Source organism: Halarchaeum nitratireducens (assembly GCF_017874695.1).
GTDB classification, from domain to species: domain Archaea; phylum Halobacteriota; class Halobacteria; order Halobacteriales; family Halobacteriaceae; genus Halarchaeum; species Halarchaeum nitratireducens.
Genome location: NZ_JAGIKY010000003.1, coordinates 199025 through 222604, shown reverse-complemented (window position 1 = coordinate 222604; position 23580 = coordinate 199025). Strand labels below are relative to the sequence as shown.

Below are 23580 nucleotides of genomic sequence, written 5' to 3'. Positions count from 1 at the left end.
GGCGGCCCTCAGCGCGGGGTCGCGACCACCGCGAGGTGGTCGTCGTGGTACGGTTCGAGGGGTGCGCGCGCGAGCACGTCGTAGGCCTCCCGAAGGTCGGCGAGCGCCTCGTCGAAGACCGCTTCGGGAGCCGCGGTGACGTCCTCGCTCCGGGCCTTGACCGCGAGGACGAGACGTCCGTCGTCGGCGAGGAACCGCGCGTTCTCGACCGCAACGCGCGCTTGGCCCCGGGTGGCGACGTCCTGCACGAGCACGTCCAGATCCGCTTCGACGACGTGCGCGTACGTCTCCGGTTTGCGGGCGTCCTTCAACAGGGGGAAGAGGTTCGACCGGGTGTCACACACGCCGAGCAGGTCGCGGGCGGAGCGCGGCGCGAACTCGACGGCGTAGGTCGGTCCGGCGACGTCCGCGACGTGACTCACCGTCGTCCCGTTCGCCGCGCCGAGGTAGAGGACGGAGGCGTCCGCGCTGAGACCGGTGTCGAGTCCCTTCTCGATCGTCGCGCCGAGCTTCGAGCGGTGCGGGTCCCAGCGCCGCCAGCCGTCGCCAGTGGGTTCGCCGTAGACCGGCTCGCCGCGCGTGGCGAGCGCGGGTCCGTCGCCGAAGTCGCGGCGCGCGACGCCCGCCGGGAGGTCGGGGTCGTCGTCGCTCATTTCGCGCCTCCGTCGTCGTGTCGCGCGCGGATCGTCTCGATGCGCTCGTCGAGTTCGGCCTCGACCTCGGGACGGTAGTCGCCCGCGTAGTGGTCGATCCGCGCGCCGATCGTCAGCTTGCCGGCGAGCGCTCGCGCGGCCGACCCGCGCTCGTCCGGATGGGTGCCCCGGACGTACTCGTGGGTGTAGATGACGCCGTGCTTCGGCGAGGGGGCGTTTCCGCGAAGGTGCGCGAACAGCGCGTCCTCCGCGCCGAGCACCTGCACGGTGCCCGAGGGCATCTTGGCGAGGGATTCCAGACCGCCCGCGAGCTCGATCAGACGCGCGGCGAGGACCGGGCCGGCCATCGACGCGAGGTTCGGCGCGACCGTCGAGACCGTCCGTTCGAGGAACTCCCGTTCGGCGTCGCGTTCGTCGGCGAGGGCCACGACCCGCGCCGCGAGCGAGACGACGCGCTCCTCGGCCGCCGTCTCGGGATCGCGGGCCGCCAGATCGCGGGCGTAGGCCACGCCCGTCCCGGGTTCGTCGTCGAGCGTGCCGCCCCACTCCGCGACGCGCTCGGCGAGTTCGTTCGTCGTCGACGCGAGGTCGTCCATCGCGCGGATCGCGTGGACGAGCTGCCTGTCGTCGGCAGACTCGGCCTCCCGAACGGCGCGGCGCGTCGCCGCCACCGTCGCCTCGTGAAGCGCGTCGTAGTAGTCGTCGGCGTCGGCCGCGAATCCGGCGTCGAGCGCTCGCTCCGGCCAGTCGGCGGGCGCGTCCGCGCGGCCCTCGCGTATCGCCGCGGCCGCGGCGTCGGTGTCGTCGCGCTCGACACCGGCGAACCAGCCCGCGTCACCCGCGGGCGTCTGTTCGGTCATGCGCCGGGCTATGCCGCCCGGTCGTATAGGCGTTCCCGAACGCGGGGCGGCGGAGACGGGACGTTACTGGTGCGTGACCTTCCGGACGCGACCGCGAGCGCCGGACTTCAGCTTCACGTCCGCCCCCGTCGGGTCGGCCTCACCGATCACCGCACCGATCTCGCCGATGATCGGTTCCCTGTTCGCACCGCGCTCGATCTCGACGGTCATCCCGGTCTCCAGTTCGTGCGGCTTCGGATACTCGGGCATGTGCGGCGGTGAACGGCTCGGGAGACAAGGGCGTGGCGGCCGACTTTTTGTATCGGCGCGCCGTCATCGAGGACATGGGCGATACGGCGACGGACGACGACGATGACGACGGCGCGGACGTCTCCGACCTCATGGACGACCTCGAAGCGCTCGAAGCGCACGTCGAGAGCGAGGAGGCCCGCGAGGCGGTCGCGGAGGCGATGGAGACCGCGGTCGAGCTCCGACATGGCGGGACGTTCGGGCGCGTCATCCGCGGATTCGACCGCGCGGACGCCGCGGAGGCCGCGCTCGGGAGCGTCCTCTTCGCCATCCCGATGGTCGTCGAAGGCGGAACGCACGACGTCGGCGCTTACGTGGCGGCGCACGTCGGCCACCTGTTCGGGACCCTCTGTGCGACCGTCGCGATGGTGTACGGCATCCTCTACGTCGCGGAGATTCAGGACGTCCGCGTCAAGAACCCGATTTTCGGCGTCATCCCCCGTCGTCTCGCGGGCGTCGTCACCATCTCGATGGGCGTCACCACGCTCCTCTTCACGGGGTGGGGACAGGTCGACTGGACGGCCGAGCCGTGGCTCTCGGCGTGCGTCGTCGCGGTCGCGTGGGTGCCGACCGCTGTCGGTGCCGCACTCAGCGACATCCTCCCCGGTTCGTGACCGTTCGCGCGAAGGTGGCGGCTACGTGATCGCGCTGTTCACGGCTTCGTCGTTCGCGTAAACGCGATCGCGTAACGATCGCGCTGCTCGCGTCACTCGCTTACGCCCGTTCTACGACGCGGTCCTCTCGTCGTCGGGACCGCGCTAGTCGTCCGCGGGCGCTTCGGCGCTCCCCTCGGCTTCGCCGGTGGCGCCGGAGAGTGCGCCTTCGAGGTACTCGTCGGCATCGAGCGCGGCCTTCGAGCCCATCCCGGCGGCCGTCACGGCCTGCTGGTAGTGGAAGTCGACGACGTCGCCCGCACCGAAGATGCCCTCGACGTCGGTCTTCGTCTGACCGGCGCCGTGGCCGCCCTGCGTGCGGAGGTACCCCTCGTCGTCAAGTTCGACGCCCGTCTCTTCGAGGTAGGACGTGTTCGGCGTGTGGCCGATGGCGACGAAGAAGGCGCCGACGTCGAGCGCGCGCTCCTCGGTCTGCGCGTCGTCGAGCTTCGCCGTCGGGTGCCCCTCGGGGTGGTAGACGAGGTCGACGCTGTCGACGCCGTCCTGCGGGCTCCCGTGGATCTCGGTGGCCTCCGTGTTCCAGAGGACTTCGATGTCCCCCGACTCGACGTGCTCCCGCACGCGGTTCTCCCAGTAGTCCTCCGCGCGCAGTTCGTCGCGGCGGTGGACGAGGTAGACGGTCTCGGCGAACTTCGTGAGGAAGACGGCCTCCTCGGCCGCGGCGTCGCCGCCGCCGACGACGACCATGTCCTCGCCGCGGAAGAACGCGCCGTCACACGTCGCGCACGTCGAGACGCCGTACCCCATCAGTTCGTCCTCGCCGGGGATTCCGAGCGTTCGGGCCGACGCGCCCGAGGCGGCGATGACGGCGTCGGCGGTGTAGACGTCGCCGTTCTCCAGCGTGACGCGGAAGGGGCGGACACCGTCGTCGACGGAGGCGACGATCCCGTGTTCGAGTTCGGCGCCGAAGCGCTTGGCCTGCTCTTTCATGTCGTTGACGAGCGTCGTGCCGTTGATCCCCTCGGGGAAGCCGGGGTAGTTGTCGACTTCGCTGGTGAGGGTGAGCTGGCCCCCGGGCTCGTCGCCCTCGAAGAGCAACGGGTCGTTGTCGGAGCGCGCCGCGTAGATGCCGGCGGTGAGCGCCGCGATGCCCGTCCCGGTGATGATGAGGTTCCGGTGCTCGACGACGTCGTCGGTCTCCTCGGCGATCCCGAGCTTCTCGTCGAGGGCGCCCGTCGCGTCGAGCGCGGAGGTGTCGTCCCAGCCGCCGATGAGCTCGTCGTCGATGAAGACCTCGGGGGCGGTCTCGCGGCCGTTCGCGCGCTCTTTCATCTCCTCGAAGCGCTCCTCGTCGCCCGTGACGTTGTACGTCACGTAGTCCACGCCCTTACTGTCGAAGAGGTCCTTGGCCTTCTCACAGTACGGGCAGTCCGTCTTCGTGTAAATCTCTACGCGGGGATGATCGCTCATACCCGCTAGAACGTGGCTCGGGGGCTTGTAGGTTGCGCCACCCGGGAGGCTGGCCGGTGTCGCGTGCGCACGAGCGAGGCGGTAAAACGAGGACGCGAGTGCACGGAGGCCACGACGATATCCTTACCCCGAGCGGGCGACGCAGTAGGGGTATGCCCGCCGACCTCGCCGAGAAGACGGATCGCTACGAGGCGCTGCTCGCCGAAGCGCTCGCGGCGGCCGAGCCGGTCGCACCCGAGGGGACGCCACTCGCCGACGCCACCGACCAGTACGAGGAGATGGCGCGCTCGTACCTCGAGGACGGTCGCCACTTCCGCGAGCACGACGACCCCGTGAACGCCCTCGCCGCGTTCAGCTACGGCCACGCGTGGCTGGACGCCGGGGCTCGGATCGGCCTCTTCGACGTCCCGACGGAGGGACACCTGTTCACCGAGTGACTCGGTGGTCGCTCCGGTGTCCCGACGGCCGCCATCCTTAGGCGAGACGCGCCGGTATCGTCGAAGCGCATGGACCACGACGAATTCGTCGGCGACGTCCAGCATCGACTCGAACTCGCCTCCCGAGGCGAGGCCATCCGAGCGACGCGGGCGGTCCTGGAGACGCTCGGCGAGCGCCTCCAAGCGGACGAAGCCGCCGACCTCGCCGGGCCGCTCCCGATGGAGATCGACCGCTTCCTCCACGCGGCCGGCTCCGGCCAGCTCTTCGACTTCGACGAGTACGTCGCGCGCGTCTCGCAGCGCGCTCGCGTCGACCCTGCCGAGGTGGCCTTCTACGCGAAGGTCGTCGTCGACGTCGTCGCGGACGCCGTCCCGGAGGCGGAGCTCGACGACGTCACCGCGCAGCTCCCCGCCGACTACGACGACCTCTTCGAACTCCTCGGAGACGAGTCGTACTACTGAACCGTTCGCCAGTACCTTTTTTTCGCCAGCCCGCCCAGTTCACGGGTATGCCGAACGAAGCCTACGTCCAACTGCTGTGCCCCGACTGCACGAAGCACTGGGAGGAGTCGCCGAACGACCTCCCGGCGTCCGATGAGAACTTCGACTGTCCGGGCTGCGCGGCGACCTACCGGACGAGCGAGTTCATGCGCACCGAGCGCGACCTGGAGAACCTGAAACGGCTGCAGTCCTAAGGCGCGTTCAGCGTAATTCAAGGTGGAGCCTCCGGCCTCAAGGAGTCGTTCAAAACGCGGTGCGTCTTTTGTGATGACGAGCGAGCAAAGCTCTCTCGAACCACGACCGAAGTGTAGCGAAGGGAGCGAGTAGGCCGGAGAGGAAACCGACAAGGTACGACACAACCGGCATACTGCGACCGACCCGCGGACTTATAAGTACCGGCAGGTTCTCTCTGAAGTATGGACGTGCGTCGAACCGCCGTCGTGAAACTCGCCGTTTCCGACGAGCAACGCGACGCACTCCACCGAACCGCCGAGCAATACCTGTACTGCGCGAACCGAACCGCCGACTACTGTTGGTCCGACACCTCATACAGCGAGTGCAAGACCAACAAACGGGAGGTCCGGGACGCGCTCTACTCCGAACTCCGAGAGGAGACGGACTTACAGGCACAACTCGTCCAAGCCGCGATACGTCGCGCCGTCGAAGCCGTCAAAAGCGTCGTCGAACGGTGGAAAAAGGGACAGCGCGTTTCTTGCCCCACGTTCTCCGCCGAGACGATGGACTACGACACGCGGAGCGCGACCTTCTACCGCAACAAGGCGTCGCTGGCAACTGTTGAGGGGCGGGTCGAACCCTCGTTCGTTCTCCCGGCAGACGGCCCGACGCCCTACGACCAGTACGTTCTCTCGGAGGACTACGAGTTCCGCGAGAGTACGCTTCGGTACGACGCGGCGACCGACAAGTTCTACCTTAACATCTCGACGCGGCGGATTGACGGCGTTGACGAGACCTCCGTCTCGTCCGGACACCAGAACGCTCCGCGTTCTGGGGATGACGACGAGGTTCCAGCAGATACCGAGCACCCCGACCAAACGGTCCTCGGTATCGACCTCGGTGTCAACAGCCTCGCCGTCTCATCGACCGGCACATTCTGGAACGGGGACGACTACGACCACTGGTGCCGCGAGTTCGAGAAGCGACGCGGAGAGATGCAACAGCGCGGGACGCAAGCCGCACACAACGCTCTGCTTCGACTCGGGAAGCGCGAAGACGCGTGGCGGAAACAGTACATCCACACGGTCGCCAACGAACTCGTCACGGAAGCCCTCACTCACGACTGCGACGTGATCGTGTTCGAGGACTTGACCGACATTCGAGAGCGGCTTCCGAACGCGACGTGGCACCACGTCTGGGCGTTCCGACGCCTCTCCGAGTACGTCTCCTACAAAGCACCCGAGCGTAGTGTCTCCGTGGAGCAAGTCGAGTCAGAGTACACGTCCCAACGCTGTTCGCAGACGGACTGCGGATTCACCCATCCGGACAACCGCGACGGGGAACACTTCGAGTGCCAGAAGTGCGGGTACGAAGTGAACGCGGATTACAACGCCGCGAAGAACGTCGGACTACGGTACGCTCGGAAGCGGACGCACAAACTCCGTTCCTCGCCCACGTCGGGGAGCGGAGACGCACCAGTAGACTGCGTGTGAATGGTGGGACGTTGAACGGCAAGAGTCACCGGCAGATCGCTGGCGACTGATTGCCGGGAGTCCACATCAAAGCCCCACCCTCAAGGACCGAGGCGCGTCTGCGCCGAGGGAGTAAGGTGGGGTAGTTTACACGGGCGTGCGTGCACCGCAGGCGTCGCACTGCAGGTGCGTCGTGTCGTCCTCCTCGACGAGGTTCGTGTCCGGGAGGCCACACTCCGGACAGCGGACGTAGCGCTCGACGTAGTCGTCGAGGGCCTCGGCGATCCGGTCGCCGTCGAACTCCCCGGTGAGACGCACGCGGCCGTTCTCGTCGATCTGCGCGGCCGTCCCGAGGTCGTTCTGGATGAACTGGAGGACGTGGCGCTGCTGGCGGTCGAGGCGTTCGAGGGTCGCCTGGAAGTTCTCGTAGACGGTGAAGTTGCCCTCGATGCGGACGTTCGGGTCCGGAACGTCGAAGCGCGACTCGTCGGCGTCGATCTCGGATTTCTCCGTCATCGCCCGATCGAGTTGCTCGTCGTATCCCATGGACGGACCGAAACGCCGGCGGCCTAAAAGCGTTTCAGCCCGACTACCCGATCGCCGTCTCTCGCGTTCTGCGGCCCGAATAACCGTGTGATAACGGTTATCAAGATAATACTATAACCCTCCGGGCGATAGGGAGTGATGTCATGAAGAAACAGGAGCTCATCCACCTTCACGGGCTTCTCGCAGAGGTAGGCAACTACTACGCGAAGTGTGAGGGCGAGACCTCCCTGGACCTCGACGGCTACGAAGAACTGGGCATTCGACCGACATCGATCCACAAATCGAAGACCGACCACAAGGCGGCTGTTTTCGCGCTGGCCGACGACATCACGACCGCGATGGACTCCGAGGAGGGAACGGAGAAAGTCGCGGCGCAGGCCGACTGAAACCCGACGACGAGCCGGGTCCGTATCCACGTACCGCGTAGCGACGGCTGTTCTCGCGGACGAAACCGACACGCTTTGGCCCCCGCGACACCGAGCGTACGCAATGCGAACCGGTTCGGTGCCGCTCGCCGACCTCGCCGGCGGCTTCGACCTGCAGGCGACGCTGGAGAGCGGCCAGACCTACCTCTGGACCCGCGAGGACGACGCGACGTACGCCGCTGACGGCGCCCGCGGCGGCGACGCGTGGTACAGCACCGTCGTCGACGGGGAGGTGATCCGCGTCCGCCAGCGCGACGGCCTGTTGGAGTGGGAGAGCACGACGGACGCCGAGTCGCGCCTGTTCGACCTCCTCGCGCTTGACGACGACCTCCCCGCTATCCGCGAGGGTGCGAGCGACGACGACCTGATCCGTGCGGCCTACGAACGGTACTGGGGGCTGCGGATCGTCCGCGATCCCTTCTTCGGCTGTCTCGTCTCCTTCATCTGCTCGGCGCAGATGCGCGTCGGACGGATCTTCGCCATGCAGGCGGCGCTCCGCGAGGCGTACGGCGAGACGATCACGTTCGACGGCCGAACGTATCACGCCGTCCCGACGCCCGACGCGCTCGCCGACGCGAACGAGGACGACCTCCGGGAGTTACGCCTCGGCTACCGCGCGCCGTACGTCGCCCGGACGGCGGAGCTGGTCGCCTCGGGCGAGCTGACCGAGTCGGACGTCCGCGGCGAGGACCTCGAGACGACCCGCGAGGCCCTGAAGGGGTTCGTCGGCGTCGGCGACAAGGTCGCGGACTGCGTCGCGCTCTTCTCGCTCGGCCACCGCGACGCCGTCCCGCTGGACACCTGGATTCGCACGGCCATCGAGGAGTATTATCCCGACTGCGCGAGGGGGAACTACGCCGAGACGTCGCGCGCGATCCGCGAGGCGTTCGGCCCGAAGGCGGGATACACGCAGACGTACGTGTTCCACTACCTCCGGAGCGGCGACGACGTGGACGGGAGCTAAGTGGCCGGCGGTCGAGCGTCCGGCCATGAGCGACGACGAGCGAGCGACGAGTGACGACGGCCGAGTGCGCGCGCACGTCCACGTCACCGGGCGCGTGCAGGGCGTCTTCTACCGGGCGAGCACCCGCGACGCGGCGCGCGAGCGCGGCGTGGACGGGTGGGTGCGGAACCTCGACGACGGGCGCGTGGAAGCCGTCTTCGAGGGGGCCGAAGACGCCGTCGAAGCGATGGTCGAGTGGTGCGAGACCGGGAGCCCCGCCGCGTCGGTCGAGGGCGTCGACGTGACGTCCGAGGCCCCGGAGGGGATCACGGGGTTCGAGATCCGGCGCTGAGCCCGCGGCCCGCGGGACGGATTGGGCTTAAGTGGGTTCGGAGCGTACGCTCGACCGAGTGACAGGCGCATCTACCGCTTCCGCCGTCGTGGCGAAACGCGTCGACGACGGGGAACCCGACACGGAGGAGATCCGCGAACTCGTCCGCGCGGCCGGCTACGAGGTCGCCGGCGAGGTCACGCAGAGCCGCACGGCCGATCCGGCCCTCCAGCTCGGGGAGGGGAAGGTCGGGGAGCTCGCGGCGCTCGTCGCGGAGACCGGTGCGGAGACCGTGGTGTTCGACAACCGCCTCGGCCCCTACCAGACGTTCAACCTCGGCGATCACCTCCCGGACGGCGTGACCGTGATGGATCGCTTCACGCTGATCCTCGAGATCTTCGGCCAGCGGGCACAGACGCGCAAGGCCCAACTCCAGGTCGAGCTCGCGGAGCTCCGCTACGAACTGCCGCGCGCGGAGGCGAAGGCGAGTCTGGCGAAGCGCGACGAGCGCCCGGGGTTCATGGGTCTCGGGGAGTACGACGAGTCGCGCGAGCAGGACATCAAGGCCCAGATCTCGCGGATCCGCGACGAGCTCGAACAGATCGAGGCGACGGAGCGTCAGCGCCGCGACCGGCGCCGCGAGTCCGGCTTCGACCTCGTCGCGCTCGCGGGCTACACGAGCGCGGGGAAGTCGACGTTGATGCGCGCGCTCGCCGCCGACCTCGACCTGGACGAGAACGAGGCGCTCCACCCCGATCTCGACACGACCGCCGAGTCCCGTGACGAACTGTTCACGACGCTCGGGACGACGACGCGCCGGATGGAACTCGACGAGCGCGACGTCCTCCTCACGGACACGGTCGGATTCATCAGCGACCTCCCCCACTGGCTCGTCGAGTCGTTCAAGTCGACGCTCGACTCGGTGTATCAGGCCGACCTCGTCCTGCTCGTCGTGGACGCGAGCGAGCCCGTCGAGGAGATCCGCGAGAAGCTCGCGACCTCCCACGACACGCTCTACGAGCGCAACGAGGCACCGATCGTCACCGTGTTCAACAAGGTCGATCGGATCTCCGAGGACGAACTGGCTGAGAAGCGCGAGGCGCTCTCGGCGCTCGCGCCGAACCCGATCGCCGTGAGCGCGCTCGCCGGAACCGGACTCGACGACCTCCGCGAGCGCGTGACGTACGCCCTCCCGCGGCGGGAGAAGGAGCGTCTCGTCCTCCCGATGACCGACGAGACGATGAGCGTCGTCTCGTGGCTCCACGACAACGCCCACGTCGAGGACGTGACGTACGGCGACGACGAGGTCGTCGTCGCCTTCGAGGCGCGCCCGAAGATCGTCGAGCAGTCGCGGGACAAGGCGAGCACGCTCGCCTCGGCGTAGGCGGTGACGGACGCGACCCGACCCGGCGACGAAAGGCGGGAAACCTACAACGCGGCGCGGTGTAGCGCCCCGCCATGTGGTCGCCCATCCCGGAGCGGATCGCCGCTCCCTACCTCGACGTCGAGCTCTCGCGGTTCCTCCTCCTCGCCGCGAACGCCGTCGGCGTCCTCGTCGGGCTGAACTTCTACCTCGGACAGATGACGACGCGCGGCGCGCTCACGTGGCCATTGCTCGTCGACAGTCCGCTCTCGCTGTGCTGGATGACCGCCAGCCTCCTCACGCTCTGGGGGCTGGGACGACGCTACTACCCCTCCTCGCCCTTCCTCGACGCGCTGAACACGATCGCGTTCGCGTCGATGGTGAAGTACGGCCTCTGGACGGCGTTCACGCTCAACTACTTCTTCAGCGCGTACTACCCGGACGTCTGGAGCTACTGGGGCATCCTCTTCACGCACCTCGTGATGGTCGCGGAGGCGTTCCTCCTCCCCTACTACGGGCGGACGAGTCGGTTCGCGCTCGGCGTCACCGCGTGCTGGTTCGTCGCGAACGACGTCGCGGACTACGCCTTCGATCTTCACCCGCACCTCCGGAGCGCGACGACCGGCCCCCTCCCCTGGGTGACGCCGCTGCTCTCGCTCGGCGCGCTCGCGCTCGCCTGGTACTGCCTCGACGGCGGCCGGGACGACCCGACGACGCTCTGAGGGTTACTCGATCGGCCGCTTCGTCTTCTCGACGACTTCGACTCCCTCGACGGCGGTCCCGGGATACCGACCGCTGTCGTCCTTTTCGGCGGCCTTCACCATGTCCCAGACGACGTTCAGACCGGTCGTCACGCCCTCCAAGGCCTCCATCTCGCAGCCCGTCTTCCCGGTCGTCTCGACGGCGACGGTGAGGACGACGCGCTCGTCCCGCACGTCGAACGTCGTCTCGACGTTCGTGATCGGGATCTGGTGACACATCGGGATGGTCTCCCACGTGTGTTTGACGGCCTGGATCGCGCCGACGCGCGCCGTGGCGAGCACGTCCCCTTTCCCGATTTCGTCGCCGCGGATCGCCGCGATCGTCGACGCCCCCAGTCGGATCTCGCCGCGCGCGACCGCCCGACGTGCCGTGTCCGGCTTTCCGCCGACGTCTACCATCTGGACGTCGCCCGCCTCGGTCGTGTGCGTTAACTCGTCGGGTTCGGGTCCGTCGGCGTCGCCGGCGTCGGCCTCGACGTCACGTCCGGCGTCGTCGCTCATCACTCCCCCCACAGTGCCGGCGGGATCTCGCCGAGAAGGTCGGAGGCGAGCAGGCCGTATCCCCGCTCGTCGACGACTGCGTCGCCCGCGCTCCCGTTGGCGTACGCCGCGATCGCCGCGGCCTGAACGGGCGCTCGCGTGGACGCCATCGCGCCCGTGATTCCCGCGAGGACGTCGCCCGTCCCGCCGACGGTCATGCCGGGGTTCCCAGTGCGGTTCGCGCGCGTGACGTCGCCGTCCGAGATCACGTCGTACGCGCCCTTCACGAGGAGCGTGACGTCGAGTTCGGCCGCGAACTCGGCGACGAGCGCGGCGCGCTCCTCCCAGTCGTCGACGCGGGGGCCGCCCATCGTCGCGAGCTCGCCCTGATGAGGCGTACAGACGAGAGTCGCGTCCGTGTCGACGTCGGGCACGACTTGGAGAGCGTCCGCGTCGACGACGGCCGTCCCCTCGTAGCCCGCGAGGAAGTCGCGGACCGCGTCGAGCGTGTCGTCCGCACCGCCCAATCCGGGGCCGATGACGACGACATCGCGGTCGGCGGCGGCCGCGAGCAGGACGTCGACGTCGCGGGGACGGAGGCGTTCGCCCTCGTAGGACTCGACGATGAGGTCCTCGGCGTACCCCTGCACCGTGTCGGCGATGGCGTCCGGACAGGCGACGTACGCGAGGTCCGCACCCGCGCGCAGCGCCGCCTGCGCGCAGAGCGCCGGCGCGCCCGTGTAGGGGCCCCCGCCGATCACCATCACGCGCCCGAAGTCCCCCTTGTGCGCCTGCGGGTCGCGTTCGAGCGACAGGAGGTCGCCCGGGCCGACGAACGTCTCCGCCGCCTCCGGGATACCGATGTCCGCGACGGTGACGTCGTCGCGGCCGTCGAGACCCGGCTTCAGGTCGTGGAAGGTGACGACCCGATCCGCCTCGACGGCGACGTCCGCCACCTCGCCCGTGTCCGCGTCCATCCCGGACGGGACGTCGACCGAGACCACCGTCGCGTCCGCCTCGTTGGCCGCAACGATGGCCGAGCGTTCGGGTTCGCGCGGCGCGCCCGTCACGCCCGTCCCGAGCACGCCGTCGAGGACGACATCCGGATCGCCGAGTGCGAGCGACTTCGAGTCGAGGACGCGCTCGGCGTCGATCTCCGCGGACTGGAGGGCCGCCCAGTTCTCGCGGGCGATCTCGGTCGTGATCGTCTCGGGGCGTCCGAGGAGGCGGACCGAGACGTCGACATCGCCGTCGAGGAAGCGCGCGGCGACGAAGGCGTCCCCGCCGTTGTTCCCGCGGCCCGCGAGGACGGTCACGGAATCGCCGGGGGCGGCGACGTCGCGGACCGCGCGGGCGAGCGCGTGCCCGCTCGACTCCATCAGCTGCTTCGTCGAGACGTCGAGGGCGGCTGCGTTCCGGTCCACGGCCGCCATCCGTGCTGCGGTGATGGTCACGCCACGTGGTTCGCGCGAGCCGACCCTAAAGGTGAAGGCTACCGCCGGCGGCACCGACCGGCGCGTCCCCGCGTCCGCCCGCACCCGCGTCACCGCCCGTCGGTTGTCGCCGTCGCGACCTCACTGGCCGCCGTAATCGATAGACTTGCGCTTGTCCTCGTCGTGATAGGGGATGGACTCGACGACGGCGTCGATCTCGACCTCCTCGTGGGGTTCGACGTTCGCCTTCGGCGAGTCGGCCTCACCCCAGACCACCGTGACCTCAGTCCCGGGGTCCGCGAGCCCCGGATCGACGATCCCGAGCGACATCATCTCTTGGACGTGATCGCGGTAGCACGGCCACTTCGAGACGCCGACGGTCTCCCCGTCCACCTCCACGCGGTCGTACATCGACAGCGCGTACTGCGGGCGCGGGAAGTCCATCGACTTCGTCGTCGGGTCCTCGAAGAGCCCCGCCGCGGCGTCGACGACGTCGTCCCGGTCCCAGATCAGCGAGACCTTCGTGCGCTGTTCGCGCTCCGTCATCTCGCGTACCGCCTCCTTCCCGACGAAGTCGTGGTCGAAGTCGACGAAGGAACCGTAGCCGACCTCGACGGGGTTCAGGTAGTAGTCGCTCACGTCGTCGGCGTGGAGGCTCCCGCCGACGGAGAAACCGGCCTCCCACCCCCGGTCGTCGAGCCACTCCCGATACTCCGACATGCTCTCGCCGTAGACGGCGGGGAGCGGCGCGGGCACCCAGCCGTTGACGTTGTTCGTGAAGTAGGCCTTCATCCCGCTGGGGACGAGCCCGTACCCCTCGCCGGCCTCCACGATCGCCTCGCGGACGTCCTCGCGGTACTCCCACGGGCCGAAGAGTTCGAGGCCCGCCTCGTTCAGCATCCCGTGGCGCAGCGCCTCGACGTCGTGTCCCGCGATCGTCACCGTATCGAAGTTGAAGAAGGCCACGTCGGGGAGCGACCCGTCGATCGCCTCCCGCATGATGTCGAGGGCGTTCGGTCCCTGTACCTGATAGCGGAAGCGCCGTGGCGGCCCGTCGCGTCGCAGTGCGTTCTCCTCGCGTTCGGCCGTCACGTCGTACTCGCCCGTCTCGGCGTGGTACTCGACCCAGTTCGCCGCCGGCGGCGTCCCGACGAGATCGAGCTCCCCCTCGTCGAGGTAGAACAGGATCGCGTCGCTGATGAGGTAGCCCTCGGGGTTGCACGCGACGAACTGCTTCGCCTTCCCCGGCTCGAAGCGCTCGAAGTCGTTGATCCCGAGGTCCGCGAGGAGGTCGATCGCGTCGGGCCCACCCAGGATCAGGTCGACCATGTGCTGGGACTGGTCCATCAGCGTCGCGCCCTCCGTCCACGCCCGCTGTTCCTCGCGCCAGTTCGAGAACTCCGAGGGGATGTCGCCCCCGAGGTCCAGCAGGTCCTCCGGGTAGAGGTAGTTGCCCCGCACCAGCTCCAGCGCGCTCCCCGCCTCGTCGATCGCGTCCGATAGTGATCCGGTCATGGAAGTCACCCGCGTAGAAGTGTTCTCTCAGAAACGGTAATTCTTGTGTCCGGGTTGTTGGGACGTTTTCCCCGCCTCAGCGTCGATGCGGCACCGTCCAGACGGCTCAGGCGTTCGCGGTGGCGCGCACCACTATCACACCACGCATCGCGGAGCCGCCGAGCCCGGCCACGAAACCGCCGCGCGGGCTGTCACGCTCAGAACGCGGCGCGGTCGCGGCACTCGCGGGTCACTAACGCTCCCCGCTCATCTGTCCGACAACGGAGCGTAGCGACGTTCGACGCTATTCGTGCGCGGCGTCCCACTCGTCCGGCTTCCGATAGTTCCCGCAGACGTTGCAGACGATAGTGCCCATCGCGTCCATCGCGTTGTCGATCGACTCGCAGTTCGTGCAGTACCACCCGTACCGCGTCTCCTGGTCGGGCGTCCGGTAGACGACGAGGAACGCACCCTCGTCGCCGCGCTCGCCCTCGTCCTCCGCGGCGTAGAACGTTCCGTCGTCGGTCTCCACCTCGATCATACACCGTCGTCGGCGCGTCGTGCCCTTAACTCTCCCCGTCGCAGTGGGGAACGCTTAGGCCGGGGGGAACCCTGGAGGACGGTGATGACAACCGTCGTCGTGCCGGTCCGTTACCCGCTCACCGAACACTCGCGCGCGACGCTCCGGGCCGCCATCGACCTCGCAGCGGAACGCGACGCCAGCCTCACCGTCCTCCACGTCGATCTCTACCAGAACGATCGCCGCGTCACGTGGACCGATCTCAAACGCGCCGTCGAGCGCGCCTTCGGAACCGTCCAGCGAACGCGGTACGTCGTCCGTCGCTCCTTCATGGTCGAGGAGACGATCCTCGACGAAGTCGCCGCGGAGGACGCCGACGTCGTCGTGATCGGGAGCGCGCAGGTCTCGCGCTGGCGTAAGGCCCTCCGCTCGCTCCTCGGCGAACCCGACGTCGAGTCCTACCTCCGCGAACAGCTCGACTGCGAGCTCGTCACTGTTCCCGTCTGAGCGCCACTCTCGCCTCGCCGCTCTCCTCGTCGAAGACGTGCTGGACGTGCGGGTACGCGAACGTGACGTCGTCGCGTGCCTGCAGCTCGTCCCAGATCTTCGTCTGGACGGTCGAACGCACGGCCCCGAGTCGGTAGGGCTGTTTCGCCCAGTAGCGCAGCGTGAGGGTCACGCCGCTGTCGGCGTACTCGTCGATGTAGCACCGCGGTTTCGCCGGGTAGCGCGCGCTCCCGATCCGGATGTCGGGGCCTCCCTCGATGACCTCCTCGCAGGAGGCGGCGGCGCGTTCGATGGCCGAGCGGGCGGTCGCGAGATCGCTCTCGTAGGTGACTTGGACGGTCAGCGAACACCGCGTGCGTTCGTCCTCCGCGGAGTAGTTGACGATGTTCATCTCGCGCATCTCGCCATTGGGCATCACGAGGAAGGTGTTGTCGAGAGTGAACACCTTCGTGTAGCGCAGCGTGATGTCCTCGACGAAGCCGCGCTGGCCCGTGTCGGTGAACTCGATCATGTCGCCGATCTCGTAGGGCTGATCGGCGAGGACGAAGACGCCGTTGATGACGCTGCCGACGATCGGCGCGAGCACGAGGCCGAGCACCGCCGAGAAGACCGTAGCGGAGACGACGAGGTTCCCGAGGCCGAGCCCGAGCGACCAGATGGCGACGAGCACGCCCACCCCGAGCACGCCGGTGCGGATGAGCCGCAGGACGGTACGCGTCACGGACGGACGCATGAAGCGGCGGGCGACGCGGCGGCCGAGGACGCCGGTGAGGACGCGACCGAGGTACCAGCCGGCGACGATGGCGAGCACCGCGACGACGGGTCCGAAGTCGTGCATCAGGGCCCCGACGCGGGCGACGAACTCCGGGAGGGTGCTCGGCCACGGCATACGCGTCGATCGTCGGGCGCGGCGAAAAGGGTTGTCCTCGGCGTCCCGCGGAAGCGGGGGGTTTTTAGCCCGGTGGACGCGCACGTGCGCCCATGAGCGAGTCCGACCTCCGAACCGTCCTCGAACACGTCGGAGAGGGGTTCGACCTCGGCGAGTACGAGATCGCCGCGTACCTCGTCGTGCTCGAACACGGCGAGTTGACGGCGAGCGAAATCGCGGACCGGACCGACGTTCCACAGCCCCGCGTCTACGACACCGTCCGTAGCCTCGGGGACCGCGGGCTCGTCGAGATCCGCGAGTCCCGGCCGATGACCGTCGTCGCCGTCGATCCCGAGGAGGCCTTCGCGGGGCTTCGCTCCTCGCTGACGGATCTCGTCGACGACCTCGAGAGCCTCTACACCGCCCCCGAGCGGGAGACCGAGGCCGTCTCGCTCGTCAAGAGCCGGACGACCATTCTGCGGTACTTCGAGGAGGTCATCACCCGCGCCGAATACGAGCTCGCGCTCTCGCTGACGCCGTCGCTCGTCGGGCGCTTCGAGGACGAACTCGCGGCGGCGCGCGAACGCGGCGTCGACATCGAGTTGATCGTCACCCCGGCCGCCGACGCGCCCGACCGGCGGACGTACGACTACGGCCGGATCGCCAGCGCGGCGCGCGCCCGCCGCGGCGTCACGACGCCGCTGCTCGCCGTCGCCGACGGCGACTACTCCATCTACGCCACGCAGGGCGCCGTCGGGTCGAACCCCGATCAGTACGCCGTCATCTTCAACCGGTCGGCGCTCGGTTTCCTCGTCCTCGGGTTCTTCGGCACCGTCCTCTGGACGACCGCCGAGACCGAGCTCCTCGCCGACGGCGAGGCGCCCGCGCTCCCGCGACGCTACGCCTCCATCCGGCGTTGCGTCAAGGACCTCGAAACCCTCGAAGGCGACCTCTACGCGACCGTCGAGGGGCGGGACGTCGAACGCGGGAACACCCGCACCGTCCGCGGACGGATCGTCAGCACGGAACACGAGGAGACGGAGGAGGTGGCGAGCATCGACGTCGAAACCGCGGACGGCGACGTCGTCACCGTCGGCGGCCGCGTCGCCGCCTACGAGGACATCGAGGCCTACGAGATCACGGTCGCGCGCGACGAAGCCCAGTGAGCGGCGCTCAGAACTGGCGAACGCCCGCGTCCGTGACGACGCGATCGAGCAGGTCCACCGGCGTCGCGTCGTACGCGGGGTTCTCGACGTCGAAGCCCTCGGGCGGTTCGAGCAGGACCTCCGTCAGCGTCCGGTAATCGTTCTCGAAGCGGAAGCCGCCCCCGTCGACGAGCTTCGCCGACGACCCGGTGACGACGACGGGGACGTCGGCGTCGTCCGCGACCGCCGCGATCGGGTAGGTGCCGACGCGGTTGTAGAGGAAGTCGTCGACGATGCAGTCCATCCCGAGCAGGACCTCGTCCACCTCGTCCATGTAGTGGCCGGCCGCGCCGTCGACGATCAGCGTCGCGCGCACCCGCTCGACCTCGGCGAGGCGGCGCGCGGTCCGCCGGCCCATGTATCGCGGGCGGCTCTCCGTGACGTAGACGTCGAGGGACGCGCCTCCCTCGGCCGCCGTCTCGATCGCCTCGAGGGCGGTCGTGGAGTAGTCGTGCGTCAACAGCGTCGTGCCGTCGGCGAGCTCCTCGGCGACGGCCGTCGCGGCCTCGTGTTTGCCCGTCTCGATGCGCTCGACGACGGCGTCGATCGCCGCTCGCGTGCGCTCTTTGGCCGCCGCGACCGTCTCGATGTCGGCGTCCGCGACGGCGGCCACGATCTCGTGTTGGGTCGTGACCAGCGAGGCGTGGGAGGGGCTCGCGCGACGGAGCGCCGAACTGTTGCGTTCGAGGGCGCGCACGTACTCCTCGACCGTCGGGAACTCGTCGTCGAGTAGGTCCTCAAGCGCGCGAGCGGCCTTCACGGCGACGGCCGAGGCGGAGTGCGTGCGCATCTCCGCGATCTCCTCGGCGGTCTCGTCGATCATGGTCGAACGACCGACCCGCGATACCCTGAAGCTTCCGACAGGGGGCAGTCGCCAGTCGGGAGGTCCGGAGACGGGGAGCGTGCGATCGATCGAGGCCGTGTCGAGCCCCGACGGCGCCGCCGACACTGCCGAGCCCGTGATACCGATCGCACCGCCGCGTGACCTAACTTTCTCGCGCTCCTGGTGCGCGTATGGTCGCCGTTCGCTACTACTGTCCGCGATGCGAGACCGTCGTCGCCGTCGAGCGCGACGCCTATCTCAGTGACAAGTCGGTCACGCCCTACCCGCTCGAGGGGTGGACGTACGTCGCGCCCGACGGGGACTACGAGGAGTCGGACGTCGACGGCGTCCGCTTCGTCTGCGGGGAGAGCGACGGCTGCGAGTGGTCCCGCGCCGAAGCTCGGGCGGGTGGGACGGAGATGGAGACCGGGGCGAGGGCGGGGGCGGGGACGGAGACGGACGCCGGCGGCTGTGGCGAGCCGTTCTACCTCAACTTCGTGACGTACGAGGACGGCGAGGAGGTCGAGGCCGCGGGAGCGCGCGAGAGCGAGTACGTCGAACTCGCGGAGGGGCGCGTACCGCGCGGGCCGCGGGGACCGAACGGGCCGAGCGGGCCGAGCGGGCCGACGAACCGCTGAGCCCGTCTCGATGCGCGGCGGTACTCTCGGGCTGACGCCGGTCCGCCGCGACCCGGCGGTGGCGGCTCAGTCGTCGAGTCAGCGTCTCATCCCTTGATGTTCAGCACGGGGAAGGTGCGGGCGACCGTATCGCCGATGCCGAGCGCCTCGCTGACGCGCACGACCTCGTCGACGTCCTTGTAGACCCCGGGGGCCTCCTCGGCGATCGTCGCGCCCGACTCGGCTTTCACGTAGACGTGCTCGTGCTCGCGGAGGTCGGATCGGATCTCTTCGCCGCGGTATTCGCGTTTCGCCTGCGTCCGGCTCATCAGCCGCCCGGCGCCGTGGGCCGTCGATCCGAAGGTCCGGTCCATCGACTCGGCGCCGCCCCGGAGCACGTAGCTTCCCGCACCCATGCTCCCCGGGATGATGACCGGCTGGCCAGCGTCGCGGTACGCCGTCGGGACCTCGGGGTGACCCGCCGGGAACGCCCGCGTCGCGCCCTTCCGGTGGACGAACACCTCGCGTTCCTCTCCCTCGACCTCGTGGGTCTCGCGCTTGGCGATGTTGTGCGAGACGTCGTAGAGGAGCTCCATGCCGAGCTCGGGCCACGGCGTGTCGAAGACGTCCGCGAACGTCTCCCTCACTTGGTGGGTGATGAGCTGTCGGTTCACCCACGCGAAGTTGATCGCCGCGCACATCGCGCCGTAGTAGTCCTCGGCGAGTTCGCTCCCCGCGGGTGCGGCCGCGAGGTTGTCGTCCGGCAGGTCGTCGAGGAAGTCCGCGTGCTCCTCCTCGATTCGCCGGAGGTAGTCGGAGCAGACCTGGTGGCCGAGCCCGCGGGAGCCGCAGTGGATGAGGACGACGAGCTGGTCGGCCTCCAGACCGTACGTCGCCGCGACGTCGTCGCGGTAGATGTCGGTGACGCGCTGGACTTCGAGGAAGTGGTTACCCGAGCCGAGACTCCCGAGCTGATTGCGTCCCCGGTCCGTCGCCTTCTGCGAGACCTTCTCGGGTTCGGCGTCCGGGCGGTAGCCGCCGTCCTCGCAGTGTTTCAGGTCGTCGCGGGTCGCGTACCCCGCCTCGTGCGCCCAGTCGAGGCCGCGTTCGAGCGCGCCCGTCATCGTCTCCGCGTCGCCCGTCACGACGCCGCCGCCGCCCAGCCCCGTCGGCACGGCGTCGAAGAGCGCGTCGACGAGCTCCTCCTCGCGTCCCGTTATATCACTGTATTCGAGGTTTGTCTTCACCATCCTGACGCCGCAATTTATGTCGAATCCGACTCCGCCGGGGCTGATACAGCCGTTTTCGGCGTCGATGGCGGCGACGCCGCCGACCGGGAAGCCGTACCCCTGGTGGCCGTCGGGCATGCAGAGCGCGTGCTCGACGACGCCGGGGAGGTGCGTGACGTTCCGGATCTGCCGGAGGGTGTCGTCGTCGGCGATCGCTTCGAGGAGGCTCTCGCTGGCGAGGACGCGCGCCGGCGTGTTCATCCCGTCCTCTCGGGCGATCTCCCAGACGAACTCCTCGACCTCGCTGAGGGTGACGTCGCCCGCGTCGAACGTAGTCATACTCGGAGTGTTCGGCCCGGCGGTGGTAAAAGGACCGTTCCGCGCCGTCGAGACGGGGCTCGGAGGGTCGATCGCGTGTATCGGCGCGTGCGTCAGACGTCGAAGACGACGTAGGCCTCCCACCCGTCCGCGCGCTCCTCGATCTGCATCTGGGAGAAGGTCACGGCCTTCAGATCGCGGGCGGCGACGTCGGCGAGCGAGAGTCCGCGGGCCGAGGCGTCGAGCGTCCACCCGTCGCCGTCGCGTGCGACGGTCGCCTCGTTGTCGACCGGGAGGACGCCGCGGACGTCGCGTTCGTAGATGAGATCGTCGAGGTAGTCGTAGAGGAGGCGTTTCTTCGTCGTCGCGCGCGCCGTGAGCGCGAAGCGTTCGCCGCCCGACGCGGGGATCTCGTCGCACATCGCGGCCGCCATCCCGTCGGCGACGGCGGCGAAACACGCCCCGAGGGTGGGTCCGCGGGCCTCGACGGCGACGTCCGCGGTGTGCTCGCGGAGGGTGTAGGCGTCGGTCATCGCTCTTCCTCCTCCGTCTCGTCGTCGACGAAGCGCTCGCCGACCTCGGCACCGCCGAGCTCTTCGAGTTGCGCGCGAGAGAGCCCCTCCGCCTCCGCCGTGTCGGCGACGGCGACGCCCGTCGTGATGACCGTCCGCATCCCCTCCTCGACGGTCATGTCGACGTCCATGATCCGGCTCTCGGGGACGTGCGCGAGGAAGCCGCCCATCACGGGGTTGGGCGCGAGCGGGAGGAAGAGCGTCCGCAGGCTCTCGTCGCCGGCGGCGTCGCGGATCGGTTCCGGCGTCCGCACCGTCTCGAACCCGAGCGTGTACGCCCCCTCGTGTGGGTATTCGACGAGGACGACCTTCCGGAAGTTCTCGGCGTCCGATTCGAGCATGACGTCGCTCATCTGCCGGAAGCTCGCGTAGACGGAGCCGATACCGGGGATGCGCTCCATCAGGAGGTCGAAGTATTCGAGCGCGCGCTCGCCCGACTGGAAGGACGCGAAGAAGCCGACGGAGAAGGTCAGGGCGACGAGCAGGAACGCCGCGGTCAACTGGACGATGACGAACCGGCGTTCGGGGGCGACGTCGAGGCGCTGGAGGCCGTACGCGAGCGGATCGAGGACGTTCGTGAAGAGGCCGAGAGCGGCGTGGAGGACGTAGAACGTGATGAGGATCGGCACCATCACCGCGATCCCGGTGATGAAGGCCTCTCTGACGTGCGAGGCGGCCGACTGGCCGGCCGCTTGCATCCGCCGTCGCGTCCGGGGCCCGTCGGAGGACATCGGTCTCACCTCGGATAGGGGTGACCGAAAGGGTTGTGGCATCCGTCGGGACCGGGAGCGTGCGTCCGGCCGTCGGCGGAACCGCGGCACGCGTCCGGGGGGACGGTGGAACTATATTCTCCGGTGGGCTAGAGGCGGGCAGTGAGCGTCACGGTCGAGCAACGGATCGTCCCGCGCGGTAGCGACGAGTTCCTCGACGACGCGTGGGACCTCAAGGAACGCATCCGTGAACGCGAAGGGCTCCTCCGACAGCGGTACGGCTTCTTCGCGGACGCCTATCGGCGCGCGACCGTCTACGTCTACGTCACGCCCGACGAGGACCTCGTCGGCTTCGCGGCCGCGCGACACGACGGCTACATACTCTTCCTCGCCGTCGACACCGACTACCGCGGCGAGGGGTTCGGCGAGCGCCTCGTCGCCACCGTCGCGGAAGGGTCGAAGACGGTCTCCTGTCACGCCCGCGTCTCGAACGACGCCGCTCTCGGATTCTACCGACACCTCGGCTTCGAGATCGTCCGCGAGATCGGCAACTACTACGAGGACGGCGAGGGGGCCTACTACCTCCGACTCGGCGAGAGCGAGCGCCTGCGTGATCGGCTCTCGGAGTACCTCCGTCGGTAGCGCACCGCGCTCGGCCCGTCCCGGACGGTTCGAGTGGGTATCAGCCGCCTTCGACGGCCGGTCGAGCGCGTGTCGACGCGTCGACGCGCGTCGTCCCGACCCGGAGACCGACACGCCTTTTTCGACCCCGACGCGTACGTGCGAGGGATGGAGGAGCGAACGCGCGCGTACCTACGGGGGCGGTTCAGCGACTACTATCGGCGCGCCGACGTCCCGCTCCCGCCGAGCGCGGACGAGCGCGAGTGGGGGTTCATCCCGTGGACGGAGGGCCCCGACGAGACGATGGTCCGCCACCGCGACCTCCTCGACCTCGGCGAGGTGGGCGCGTTCCTCAGGCGCAAACGCCCCCGACACGTCTACTTCTCCGCGGGGCGCTACGAGACACCGGGGGCCGCGACGATGGCCGAGAAGGAGTGGCGCGGCGCCGACCTCGTCTTCGACATCGACGCCGACCACCTCCCGACAGTCACGCTCGGCGAGGACACCTACGCGGAGATGCTCGCGAAGAGCAAGGACGCGCTCGTGAAACTGCTCGACTTCTTGGAGGCCGATTTCGGCTTCGACGACCTCTCGATCGTCTTCTCGGGCGGCCGCGGCTACCACGTCCACGTCCGCGACGACGCGGTCTTCCCGCTCGAACGCGACGAGCGCCGCGAGATCGTGGACTACGTTCGCGGGACCGGTCTCGGCTTCGAGTCGCTCGTCCGCGAGGAGACGGTCAGCGGCCTCGGCGTGAAGAACCCGACGACGCGCCGGACGCTGCCCGCCGACGGGGGGTGGGGGCGGCGCGCCGTCGAGCACATCGACGACTTCGTCGACGAGTTGCTCGCCGTGGACGAGCGCGACGCCCTCTTACGCCTGCAGACGTTCGACGGCGTCGGGGAGAAGAACGCCGAGGCCGTCCTCAACGTCGTCCAGAACAACACGGAGGCGGTGCGCTCGGGGAACGTCGACGTCCACCCGGCCTTCCTCAACGTCGCGCGCCAGCTCCTCGCGGAGACGGTCGAGGCCGAGGAGGCCCCGATCGACGAGCCGGTGACGACGGACACCCACCGACTCATCCGCCTTCCGGGGTCGCTCCACGGCGGGAGCGGACTCGCCGTGACGCCGATCGAGCGCGACGATCTCGGGGAGTTCGACCCCCTCGTGGACGCCGTCCCGGAGACCTTCGTCGGTCACGACATCCGCGTGGACGTCGAGCGCGAGTACGAACTCGCCATGCGGGGCGAAACGATTACGGTCGCGCCGGGCGAGCAGACACTACCGGAGTACGCGGGCGTCTTCCTGATGGCCCGCGGATGGGCGGAGAAAGCGGCCGAATGAC

28 protein-coding genes and 1 pseudogene are annotated in these 23580 nt (G+C 69.0%); 15 read left to right on the top strand and 14 right to left on the bottom strand.

Going from position 1 to position 23580, the window contains the following annotated elements; all coding sequences use genetic code 11:
• Positions 1-8 precede the first annotated feature (8 nt).
• The 3 genes from J2754_RS04900 to J2754_RS04890 form a co-directional block, all read right to left on the bottom strand.
• Complete coding sequence (locus J2754_RS04900; protein ID WP_211086813.1) at positions 9-653, bottom strand: fibrillarin-like rRNA/tRNA 2'-O-methyltransferase; 645 nt, start codon at positions 651-653, stop codon at positions 9-11.
• Positions 650-1513, bottom strand: coding sequence for an NOP5/NOP56 family protein (locus J2754_RS04895; RefSeq protein WP_211086812.1), 864 nt, complete (start codon positions 1511-1513; stop codon positions 650-652). The genes J2754_RS04900 and J2754_RS04895 overlap by 4 nt, the downstream gene beginning before the upstream one ends.
• 63 nt (positions 1514-1576) lie before the next feature.
• Positions 1577-1762 (bottom strand): hypothetical protein, encoded by a 186-nt coding sequence (locus J2754_RS04890; RefSeq protein WP_188878190.1) that lies wholly within the window; start codon positions 1760-1762, stop codon positions 1577-1579.
• 74 nt (positions 1763-1836) lie between these two features.
• On the opposite strand from J2754_RS04890, the gene J2754_RS04885 reads away from it, so the two are divergent.
• A complete protein-coding gene (locus tag J2754_RS04885; RefSeq protein ID WP_211086862.1) occupies positions 1837-2415 on the top strand; it encodes a DUF2391 domain-containing protein in 579 nt (192 codons plus the stop codon).
• A 144-nt stretch (positions 2416-2559) separates the two neighbouring features.
• Here the strand turns inward: J2754_RS04885 and J2754_RS04880 are convergent, their stop codons facing one another.
• Positions 2560-3885: an FAD-dependent oxidoreductase gene (locus tag J2754_RS04880; protein WP_188878189.1), complete on the bottom strand. Its 1326-nt coding sequence runs from the start codon at positions 3883-3885 to the stop codon at positions 2560-2562.
• 152 nt (positions 3886-4037) lie between these two features.
• Between J2754_RS04880 and J2754_RS04875 the strand changes: the two genes are divergently transcribed.
• The 4 genes and pseudogenes from J2754_RS04875 (at position 4038) to J2754_RS04860 (ending at position 6540) form a co-directional block, all read left to right on the top strand.
• On the top strand, positions 4038-4322 hold the full coding sequence (locus J2754_RS04875) for a DUF357 domain-containing protein (protein WP_211086811.1): 285 nt from the start codon (positions 4038-4040) through the stop codon (positions 4320-4322).
• 69 nt (positions 4323-4391) lie between these two features.
• Positions 4392-4784 carry a DUF2267 domain-containing protein gene (locus J2754_RS04870; protein WP_211086810.1) on the top strand — a complete coding sequence of 131 codons (393 nt, stop codon included), beginning with the start codon at positions 4392-4394 and terminating at the stop codon, positions 4782-4784.
• A 47-nt stretch (positions 4785-4831) separates the two neighbouring features.
• Entirely contained in the window at positions 4832-5017 is a 186-nt protein-coding gene (locus J2754_RS04865) for a DUF7836 family putative zinc-binding protein (RefSeq protein ID WP_211086809.1), read from the top strand.
• A 222-nt stretch (positions 5018-5239) separates the two neighbouring features.
• Positions 5240-6540 (top strand): annotated as a pseudogene (locus J2754_RS04860) (RNA-guided endonuclease InsQ/TnpB family protein).
• Positions 6541-6616: 76 nt separating this feature from the next.
• Here the strand turns inward: J2754_RS04860 and J2754_RS04855 are convergent.
• A complete protein-coding gene (locus J2754_RS04855; protein ID WP_211086808.1) occupies positions 6617-7015 on the bottom strand; it encodes a translation initiation factor IF-2 subunit beta in 399 nt (132 codons plus the stop codon).
• Positions 7016-7158: 143 nt separating this feature from the next.
• Here J2754_RS04855 and J2754_RS04850 point away from each other — a divergent pair, with 143 nt between their 5' ends.
• The 5 genes from J2754_RS04850 to J2754_RS04830 all read left to right on the top strand — a co-directional run bounded on the left by J2754_RS04850 (position 7159) and on the right by J2754_RS04830 (position 10799).
• Positions 7159-7401: a UPF0058 family protein gene (locus J2754_RS04850; RefSeq protein WP_188878184.1), complete on the top strand. Its 243-nt coding sequence runs from the start codon at positions 7159-7161 to the stop codon at positions 7399-7401.
• A gap of 103 nt (positions 7402-7504) precedes the next feature.
• Positions 7505-8404, top strand: coding sequence for a DNA-3-methyladenine glycosylase family protein (locus tag J2754_RS04845; protein WP_211086807.1), 900 nt, complete (start codon positions 7505-7507; stop codon positions 8402-8404).
• Between the two features lie 25 nt (positions 8405-8429).
• Complete coding sequence (locus J2754_RS04840) at positions 8430-8735, top strand: acylphosphatase (protein ID WP_211086806.1); 306 nt, start codon at positions 8430-8432, stop codon at positions 8733-8735.
• Positions 8736-8793: 58 nt separating this feature from the next.
• Complete coding sequence (hflX, locus tag J2754_RS04835) at positions 8794-10098, top strand: GTPase HflX (RefSeq protein WP_211086805.1); 1305 nt, start codon at positions 8794-8796, stop codon at positions 10096-10098.
• A 74-nt stretch (positions 10099-10172) separates the two neighbouring features.
• On the top strand, positions 10173-10799 hold the full coding sequence (locus J2754_RS04830) for a DUF1405 domain-containing protein (protein WP_211086804.1): 627 nt from the start codon (positions 10173-10175) through the stop codon (positions 10797-10799).
• A 3-nt stretch (positions 10800-10802) separates the two neighbouring features.
• Here J2754_RS04830 and moaC read toward each other — a convergent pair whose 3' ends face one another.
• The 4 genes from moaC to J2754_RS04810 all read right to left on the bottom strand — a co-directional run bounded on the left by moaC (position 10803) and on the right by J2754_RS04810 (position 14786).
• Positions 10803-11339 (bottom strand): cyclic pyranopterin monophosphate synthase MoaC, encoded by a 537-nt coding sequence (gene moaC, locus J2754_RS04825; protein WP_211086803.1) that lies wholly within the window; start codon positions 11337-11339, stop codon positions 10803-10805.
• Positions 11339-12772: an NAD(P)H-hydrate dehydratase gene (locus J2754_RS04820; protein WP_342590104.1), complete on the bottom strand. Its 1434-nt coding sequence runs from the start codon at positions 12770-12772 to the stop codon at positions 11339-11341. The genes moaC and J2754_RS04820 overlap by 1 nt, the downstream gene beginning before the upstream one ends.
• Positions 12773-12892: 120 nt before the next feature.
• The gene (locus J2754_RS04815) at positions 12893-14266 is read right to left on the bottom strand and encodes an aminomethyl transferase family protein (RefSeq protein WP_188878174.1); all 1374 of its coding nucleotides are present in this window, start codon (positions 14264-14266) and stop codon (positions 12893-12895) included.
• A gap of 283 nt (positions 14267-14549) precedes the next feature.
• Complete coding sequence (locus J2754_RS04810) at positions 14550-14786, bottom strand: DUF5816 domain-containing protein (protein WP_188878172.1); 237 nt, start codon at positions 14784-14786, stop codon at positions 14550-14552.
• A gap of 84 nt (positions 14787-14870) precedes the next feature.
• On the opposite strand from J2754_RS04810, the gene J2754_RS04805 reads away from it, so the two are divergent.
• Complete coding sequence (locus J2754_RS04805; protein WP_188878171.1) at positions 14871-15272, top strand: universal stress protein; 402 nt, start codon at positions 14871-14873, stop codon at positions 15270-15272.
• Here the strand turns inward: J2754_RS04805 and J2754_RS04800 are convergent.
• Positions 15256-16161, bottom strand: a complete 906-nt coding sequence (locus J2754_RS04800) for a mechanosensitive ion channel family protein (RefSeq protein WP_211086802.1) — start codon at positions 16159-16161, stop codon at positions 15256-15258. The two genes, J2754_RS04805 and J2754_RS04800, sit on opposite strands and share 17 nt — an antisense overlap.
• A gap of 92 nt (positions 16162-16253) precedes the next feature.
• Between J2754_RS04800 and trmB the strand changes: the two genes are divergently transcribed.
• A complete protein-coding gene (trmB, locus tag J2754_RS04795; protein ID WP_188878169.1) occupies positions 16254-17306 on the top strand; it encodes an HTH-type sugar sensing transcriptional regulator TrmB in 1053 nt (350 codons plus the stop codon).
• 7 nt (positions 17307-17313) lie between these two features.
• Here trmB and J2754_RS04790 read toward each other — a convergent pair whose 3' ends face one another.
• Positions 17314-18168: an eIF2B alpha/beta/delta subunit family protein gene (locus tag J2754_RS04790; protein ID WP_188878168.1), complete on the bottom strand. Its 855-nt coding sequence runs from the start codon at positions 18166-18168 to the stop codon at positions 17314-17316.
• A 191-nt stretch (positions 18169-18359) separates the two neighbouring features.
• On the opposite strand from J2754_RS04790, the gene J2754_RS04785 reads away from it, so the two are divergent.
• Complete coding sequence (locus tag J2754_RS04785) at positions 18360-18806, top strand: DUF7969 family protein (RefSeq protein ID WP_211086801.1); 447 nt, start codon at positions 18360-18362, stop codon at positions 18804-18806.
• Positions 18807-18892: 86 nt separating this feature from the next.
• On the opposite strand, the gene J2754_RS04780 is transcribed toward J2754_RS04785, so the two are convergent.
• The 3 genes from J2754_RS04780 to J2754_RS04770 all read right to left on the bottom strand — a co-directional run bounded on the left by J2754_RS04780 (position 18893) and on the right by J2754_RS04770 (position 21635).
• Positions 18893-20353: an RtcB family protein gene (locus tag J2754_RS04780; protein WP_188878166.1), complete on the bottom strand. Its 1461-nt coding sequence runs from the start codon at positions 20351-20353 to the stop codon at positions 18893-18895.
• 92 nt (positions 20354-20445) lie between these two features.
• On the bottom strand, positions 20446-20865 hold the full coding sequence (locus tag J2754_RS04775) for an archease (RefSeq protein WP_188878165.1): 420 nt from the start codon (positions 20863-20865) through the stop codon (positions 20446-20448).
• The gene (locus tag J2754_RS04770) at positions 20862-21635 is read right to left on the bottom strand and encodes a DUF502 domain-containing protein (RefSeq protein WP_188878164.1); all 774 of its coding nucleotides are present in this window, start codon (positions 21633-21635) and stop codon (positions 20862-20864) included. Before J2754_RS04770 ends, J2754_RS04775 begins: the two co-directional genes overlap by 4 nt.
• A 141-nt stretch (positions 21636-21776) precedes the next feature.
• Between J2754_RS04770 and J2754_RS04765 the strand changes: the two genes are divergently transcribed.
• Both J2754_RS04765 and priS read left to right on the top strand, forming a co-directional pair.
• The gene (locus J2754_RS04765; RefSeq protein WP_188878163.1) at positions 21777-22256 is read left to right on the top strand and encodes a GNAT family N-acetyltransferase; all 480 of its coding nucleotides are present in this window, start codon (positions 21777-21779) and stop codon (positions 22254-22256) included.
• Between the two features lie 147 nt (positions 22257-22403).
• Complete coding sequence (gene priS / locus J2754_RS04760; RefSeq protein ID WP_211086800.1) at positions 22404-23579, top strand: DNA primase small subunit PriS; 1176 nt, start codon at positions 22404-22406, stop codon at positions 23577-23579.
• Position 23580 lies beyond the last annotated feature (1 nt).

Coding starts and splice junctions, on each gene's coding strand:
- J2754_RS04840 (WP_211086806.1), top strand. CDS start 8,430: ATGAGCGACGACGAGCGAGCGACGAGTGACGACGGCCGAGTGCGCGCG.
- J2754_RS04780 (WP_188878166.1), bottom strand. CDS start 20,353: ATGACTACGTTCGACGCGGGCGACGTCACCCTCAGCGAGGTCGAGGAG.
- J2754_RS04900 (WP_211086813.1), bottom strand. CDS start 653: ATGAGCGACGACGACCCCGACCTCCCGGCGGGCGTCGCGCGCCGCGAC.
- J2754_RS04770 (WP_188878164.1), bottom strand. CDS start 21,635: ATGTCCTCCGACGGGCCCCGGACGCGACGGCGGATGCAAGCGGCCGGC.
- J2754_RS04830 (WP_211086804.1), top strand. CDS start 10,173: ATGTGGTCGCCCATCCCGGAGCGGATCGCCGCTCCCTACCTCGACGTC.
- J2754_RS04845 (WP_211086807.1), top strand. CDS start 7,505: ATGCGAACCGGTTCGGTGCCGCTCGCCGACCTCGCCGGCGGCTTCGAC.
- J2754_RS04885 (WP_211086862.1), top strand. CDS start 1,837: ATGGGCGATACGGCGACGGACGACGACGATGACGACGGCGCGGACGTC.
- J2754_RS04870 (WP_211086810.1), top strand. CDS start 4,392: ATGGACCACGACGAATTCGTCGGCGACGTCCAGCATCGACTCGAACTC.
- J2754_RS04810 (WP_188878172.1), bottom strand. CDS start 14,786: ATGATCGAGGTGGAGACCGACGACGGAACGTTCTACGCCGCGGAGGAC.
- J2754_RS04790 (WP_188878168.1), bottom strand. CDS start 18,168: ATGATCGACGAGACCGCCGAGGAGATCGCGGAGATGCGCACGCACTCC.
- J2754_RS04815 (WP_188878174.1), bottom strand. CDS start 14,266: ATGACCGGATCACTATCGGACGCGATCGACGAGGCGGGGAGCGCGCTG.
- J2754_RS04855 (WP_211086808.1), bottom strand. CDS start 7,015: ATGGGATACGACGAGCAACTCGATCGGGCGATGACGGAGAAATCCGAG.
- J2754_RS04895 (WP_211086812.1), bottom strand. CDS start 1,513: ATGACCGAACAGACGCCCGCGGGTGACGCGGGCTGGTTCGCCGGTGTC.
- moaC (WP_211086803.1), bottom strand. CDS start 11,339: ATGAGCGACGACGCCGGACGTGACGTCGAGGCCGACGCCGGCGACGCC.
- J2754_RS04800 (WP_211086802.1), bottom strand. CDS start 16,161: ATGCCGTGGCCGAGCACCCTCCCGGAGTTCGTCGCCCGCGTCGGGGCC.
- J2754_RS04850 (WP_188878184.1), top strand. CDS start 7,159: ATGAAGAAACAGGAGCTCATCCACCTTCACGGGCTTCTCGCAGAGGTA.
- trmB (WP_188878169.1), top strand. CDS start 16,254: ATGAGCGAGTCCGACCTCCGAACCGTCCTCGAACACGTCGGAGAGGGG.
- J2754_RS04880 (WP_188878189.1), bottom strand. CDS start 3,885: ATGAGCGATCATCCCCGCGTAGAGATTTACACGAAGACGGACTGCCCG.
- J2754_RS04865 (WP_211086809.1), top strand. CDS start 4,832: ATGCCGAACGAAGCCTACGTCCAACTGCTGTGCCCCGACTGCACGAAG.
- J2754_RS04785 (WP_211086801.1), top strand. CDS start 18,360: ATGGTCGCCGTTCGCTACTACTGTCCGCGATGCGAGACCGTCGTCGCC.
- J2754_RS04805 (WP_188878171.1), top strand. CDS start 14,871: ATGACAACCGTCGTCGTGCCGGTCCGTTACCCGCTCACCGAACACTCG.
- priS (WP_211086800.1), top strand. CDS start 22,404: ATGGAGGAGCGAACGCGCGCGTACCTACGGGGGCGGTTCAGCGACTAC.
- J2754_RS04875 (WP_211086811.1), top strand. CDS start 4,038: ATGCCCGCCGACCTCGCCGAGAAGACGGATCGCTACGAGGCGCTGCTC.
- J2754_RS04775 (WP_188878165.1), bottom strand. CDS start 20,865: ATGACCGACGCCTACACCCTCCGCGAGCACACCGCGGACGTCGCCGTC.
- J2754_RS04890 (WP_188878190.1), bottom strand. CDS start 1,762: ATGCCCGAGTATCCGAAGCCGCACGAACTGGAGACCGGGATGACCGTC.